The sequence below is a fragment of the Calidithermus roseus genome (genome assembly GCF_003574095.1).
GTDB lineage: Bacteria > Deinococcota > Deinococci > Deinococcales > Thermaceae > Calidithermus > Calidithermus roseus.
In genome coordinates, this window is the sequence record NZ_QWLA01000126.1 from 1 (window position 1) to 4,785 (window position 4,785).

Sequence of the window (4,785 nt, forward strand, 5' to 3'; positions counted from 1 at the left end):
GGGCTGGCGGGCGCTGGAGGAGGGCTGGCTGCGCGGGGGGGAGCTGCTCGAGCCGCGCGCGGTGGGCCAGGCCCTCAAGGCGCTGCTGGCCGAGCTGGGCTTCCGCGGGCGCGGCGACCTGGTGTGGGTGCTGCCTCCCGAGCTGATGAGCCTGCGCCTGACGCGCACGCCCAGCCTCGAGGGGGAGCTGCTGATGAAGGCGCTGGAGCGCGAGGTGGAGGCGCTGCCTCCAGCCCGCACCGAGGCCTTCGTCCCCCGGATCAGCCTGCCGGAGGCGGTGGGGGGCCAGGCCCTGCTGGGCAAGGTCTACGAGCCGACCTTCAAGCTTTTGGGCCGGCTGGCCGAGGAGTGCGGGCTGCGGCTGTGGGACGTGGAGCAGCACGGGGTGGCGCTGGCCGTGCGCCACGCCCAGCGCGCCCCGCGCGAGGGGCTATGGATCCTGCTGCACCTCGAGCCGTCGGCCAGCAGCCTGGCGGTGCTGTGGGGGGACAGGTTGGTGCGCGCGCGCACGCTGGTGGCCCTGCTCGACCCCTGGGTGCAGGTGCTGCGGGGGGAGGCGGGCTTGCTGCGGTTGCTGCTCGACGACCCCGGCCGCCTCGAGGCGGCGGAGGTCCTGGCGGCGATCGCGGCGGCGGTGGAGGAGACCCTGCTGGCGGTGGCGCAGGAGGGCGGGCCTGTCGAGCTGGTCAAGGCCGCGCAGGAGCAGCGCCTGAGCGCGCTGCTCCTGGCGGGCTCAGGCGCGCTGCACGAGGGGCTGTACCAGGGGCTGCTGGAGAGCTTCGGCAGCTTCTTCGCCGTCAAGCGGCTGGGGCTAGAGGGAGCCGAGGGAGCTGATCTGGCCCCGGAGGCGCTCTACAGCCCCCTGCTGGGCGCGGTGGGGGAGCGGGTGAGCCGCTTCCCCCTGGCGGGGGAGAAGGTGGACTGGTCCGGGCGGCTGCGCCCGGCGCTGCTCGTTGGGCTGGGGGTGAGCGCGGCGCTGCTGGCGGGGGGCTGGGCCTACGGCCAGCTGCTGGGCCAGCGCGTCGCCGCGCTGCGGGCCGAGGCCGCGCGGCTGGCCCCGGAGGAAGGGCGCCAGCGGGCGCTGGAGGCCAGCGTCAAGGCCCTGCAGCAGCGGCTGGCGGCGCTGGAGGCGCTGCGCCCGGTGGACTGGGGGGAGGAGCTCGAGCCGCTGCTGCGCGAGCTGCCCCGCGGCGGAGAGGGCCTGCGCGCGGGGCTGGCGCGGCTGGCGGTGCTGCCGGACAGGGACGCCTACCGCTACTCGCTGGAGGGGGTGGCGGCCACGCGGGAGGACCTCGAGGCCTTCCTGCGCCGCTGGGAGGGGGAGGGCCGCACGGTGCGGCTGGTGCGCGTGGAGCGGCGCGGGGCGGCCTGGGCTTTCGTTCTGACCCTGGAGCAGCGGCGCGACGCCGGCCCCGCGGCGGGCCCCCAGGAGGTGGAGCATGGCGACTAAGCCCGCGCGGAAGGGGAGCCGGCCGGGCGCGGCCCAGGCGCTGGCGCTGGGCGGGGCGCTGCTGCTAGCCGTGGGGCTGCTCTCCTGGCAGGCCGGGCGCCTGGTGGAGGCGCGGCAGGAGCTGCTGCGGGCGCGGGCCGAGGTGGCCCGCCTCGAGGCGCTGGCGGAGGCCAACCGGGGCCTGGAGCGGCGGCTGGGCGAGCTTCAGGCGCGCTGGGAGCAGGAGCGCGCCCGGCTGCCGGCGCGCGAGGACTACGCGGGCTTGCTGGGGGTTGTGGGCGACCTCGCCCAGCGCTGGGGCGTGGAGGTCGGGCCGCTCAGCCCCACGCTCGGCCAGGACGGGGCCTTCCCCAAGGTGACGACCCCGCTGGAGCTGACCGGCCCCTTCGAGCGGGTCCTCGCTCTCATGAACGCGCTGCAGGGTGGCGGGCGGCTGAATATCCTCAAGGACGTGAAATTTGCCCTGAGCGACGAGAAGGAGGGGAAGGTCCGTGCGCAGATGGTCCTGGAAGCGTACTACGCCGGTGATTAAGCGCTGGGCCCTGGCGCTGGGGCGGGTCCGCGAGCGGCTCACCCGGCCCCCGTTCGTGCGCCCCCCCTCGGGACGGGCGGGCCGCACGCCGGCGGTCGTGCCCGGAGCGGTCCTGGCGGCCCTGCTGCTGCTGGCGGGGCTCTGGGCGCTGCGGGTACCGGCCCCGCAGGAGCCCCCGCAGGCGGTGATGCCCGCACAGCAAGAAGCGGACTCCGTGCACGCCGCGGCCCAGCCACTGCCCACCGTGCAGGCGCTGCCGGCGCAGGCCCCAGCCGCTGATCGCCCGCACCAGCTGGACGATCCCCCTCGGGACCGGCTGACGCCGGTACACCGGGAGGCGGCGGCGAGTCCCCTCCCTGAGCCGGGGGCCGACCCCTTCCGCGCCTACGCGCGCATCGCCGGGGTGGGCTCGTCGGGCTCTCCGGGGGCTGTGCGGGCGGACGATCCCCTTCGGGACGGCGGCTCTGCCGCCGTGCACCGGGAGGTCCCGGTGGCCCCCGCGCCGCGCCTGGAGCTGCCCGCCCTGCCTGTTCCCCCGTCCCCGGTCGCTCAGCCCCAACCCCGGCCCCAGCCCGAGACGCTCCAACGCTACCTCGTGCGCGCGGGCTGGCGGCTGGAGGCGGTCTCGCTGGGCCAGGAGGCCTCGGTGCTGCTCTCCAAGGACGGGGGGAGCGGGCTGTGGCGCGCCGGGGAGGAGCTGGAGGCGGGCGTGCGGCTGGTGCGCGTGGAGCCCGGCCGGGTGGAGCTGGCCCGCGGCAAGGAGCGGGCGTATCTGGAGGTGTCGCCATGAAGCGCTACGTGTGGCTGTGCGTTCTGGCGGGCTCGCTGGCCCTGGCCGGGAGCTTGCCGCCGGGAAAGGCCTTTGACGTGCCGGTCAGCGTGGAGGTGCGGGCCGGCGTCAGCCTTGGAGATGCTATAAGAATCCTCGCCAGGAGTGCAGGCCTGTCGGTGGTGGTGGCCCAGGCGCCCGAGCTGCAGGCCAAAGTGACCCTCGACGTCAAGTCCAAGCCCTTCCGCCAGGTGTGGGAGGGGCTGTTCATGGGTGCGGCCCGCAACCTCGACTACAAGGTGCTCCCCAGCGGGCTCATCGTCGTCGCGCCCAGGGCCGAGCTCGAGGCCTTCGCCGCGGCTCAGGGGCCCAAGCCCCAGCCCCAGGGTGCCCAGGCCCCCGCCCCGGCGACGCCACCGGCCGCGACCCCGCCCACTGCGGCGGATTCCCTCCGGGACGGGGCGAGCCCCGCGCGCCCGGAGGACGATCCCCTTCGGGACCGGCTGGCGCCGGTACACCGAGAGGCGGCGCGGCGGGTGGCGGTCTACCCGGTGGACGACCCGCAGACCCTGGCGCCCCTGGCCCAGGGCCTGCTGCCGCAGAGCAGGGTCTTCGTGCTCACCCAGCCCCGCGCCCTGGTGGTCGAGGCCACCGAGTCCCAGCACCAGCAGCTCGCGGCCCTGCTGGCGGCGCTGGCGGAGGCCGCCGGGCCCGGCGGCCTCCCGCCGCAGGAGGCGGCGGCGAGTCCTCTGGCGGGACGGGCCGCGCCCGTGCCCCCGCAGGACGGTCCCCGGCCCGAGCCTAAGCCCGAGCCGGATCCCCGGAAGCAGGACGCCCCCCAGGAGCAGGAGGCGGTGCTCCTCTTCGCGGCGCCCGACGCGGGCGCGTCGCTGGCCCAGGCGCTGGGCCTGCGCTTCAAGGAGGCCAAGGTCACCCACCTCGAGGCCCTCAAGGTGGTGATGGTGCAGCTGCCGCGGGCCCTGGCGGCGGAGGCGCAGGACTTCGTGCGCCAGCTGGAGGCCGCCCGTCCTGCCGTCCCCGGCCCCCGCCGCCCCCGTGGAGCGGGCGTTGCCGCTGGGCTACGCCAAGGCCAAGGGGGTGCTCGATCTGGTGGCCAAGCTGCTGCCGGAATCGAAGGAGGTGCTCCTGGCCGCCGACGAGCGCACCAACACCGTGCTGCTGCGGGGCCCGGCGGCGGCGGTGGCGGCCATCGAGCGGCTGGTGGGCGAGCTGGACCGGCCCGTCCCCCAGGTGGACCTGCAGGTGCGCGTCGAGCAGATCACCAGCGGCCAGGGGGAGGACGTGCGCGTGGCCCTGGAGGCGGCGCTGGGCCCCTTCAGCCTCAAGGCCGACCCCGGCAGCGGCACGGCCGGGCTGGGTATGGAGGTGGGCAAGACCCAGCTGCTCAAGCTCGATGCGACCCTCAAGGCGCTGCAGAGCGCGGGTAAGAGCCGCTCGCTCATCGACAGCCGCTTCACCGTCAGCAGCGGCGAGAGCGTGAACCTGCTCTCCGGCGGCAGCTTGCTGATCCCGCTGTCCTCCTCGGGCTCGAACGGCGGCACCGCCACCACCGGGCTGCAGAGCGTGGAGTTCGGCCTCGAGCTCAAGCTCACTCCCGCCGTGATCCCCGGCGACAAGATCCAGCTGGCCGTGAGCATCAACCTCGGCAGCGCCCCCTCCAGCGGGCCCAACAACGCCACGGTCATCCCCAAGCAGCAGCTGACCTCCAACGTGCTCCTTGCCTCCGGCCACAGCGCGGTGCTGGGGGGCGTGATCTCCTCGAGCGAGCAGGAGTCGCGCAGCGGGGTGCCCCTGCTCATGGACCTCCCCCTCATTGGCGGGCTGTTCGGCCAGACCAGCAAGAGCGTGAGCCAGAACCACCTGCTGATCGTCGTCACCGCCGTCAGCCGCGTCCTCGCCCTCGGGGAGCATCACGTCGAGGATCAGCAGGTCGGGCTCGGCCTGGCTCAGGGCGGAATAGGCCCCCTCCACGCTGGCGACCCAGCTCGTCGCGTAGCGCTCCCGCCGCAACAG

General features: G+C 75.4%; 4 protein-coding genes and 1 pseudogene. All 5 read left to right on the top strand.

The window, feature by feature from the left end; translation table 11 throughout:
- Positions 1-1,450: hypothetical protein (locus Mrose_RS19060; RefSeq protein WP_119280545.1), on the top strand; the 1,450-nt coding region annotated here is incomplete at its 5' end.
- Entirely contained in the window at positions 1,440-1,982 is a 543-nt protein-coding gene (gene pilO, locus Mrose_RS19065) for a type 4a pilus biogenesis protein PilO (RefSeq protein WP_182482902.1), read from the top strand. The genes Mrose_RS19060 and pilO, both read left to right, overlap by 11 nt.
- A complete protein-coding gene (locus Mrose_RS17800; RefSeq protein WP_147371720.1) occupies positions 1,942-2,772 on the top strand; it encodes a hypothetical protein in 831 nt (276 codons plus the stop codon). Before pilO ends, Mrose_RS17800 begins: the two co-directional genes overlap by 41 nt.
- 1,089 nt (positions 2,773-3,861) lie before the next feature.
- Positions 3,862-3,942: pseudogene (locus Mrose_RS19545) on the top strand (hypothetical protein); the annotation flags it as partial.
- A gap of 111 nt (positions 3,943-4,053) precedes the next feature.
- On the top strand, positions 4,054-4,785 hold a 732-nt coding region (locus tag Mrose_RS17805), incomplete at its 3' end, for a type II and III secretion system protein (protein WP_245970017.1).

What these genes read in the sequence shown, in the direction of transcription:
- pilO (WP_182482902.1), top strand. Translation starts at nt 1,440, where the DNA reads ATGGCGACTAAGCCCGCGCGGAAGGGGAGCCGGCCGGGCGCGGCCCAG.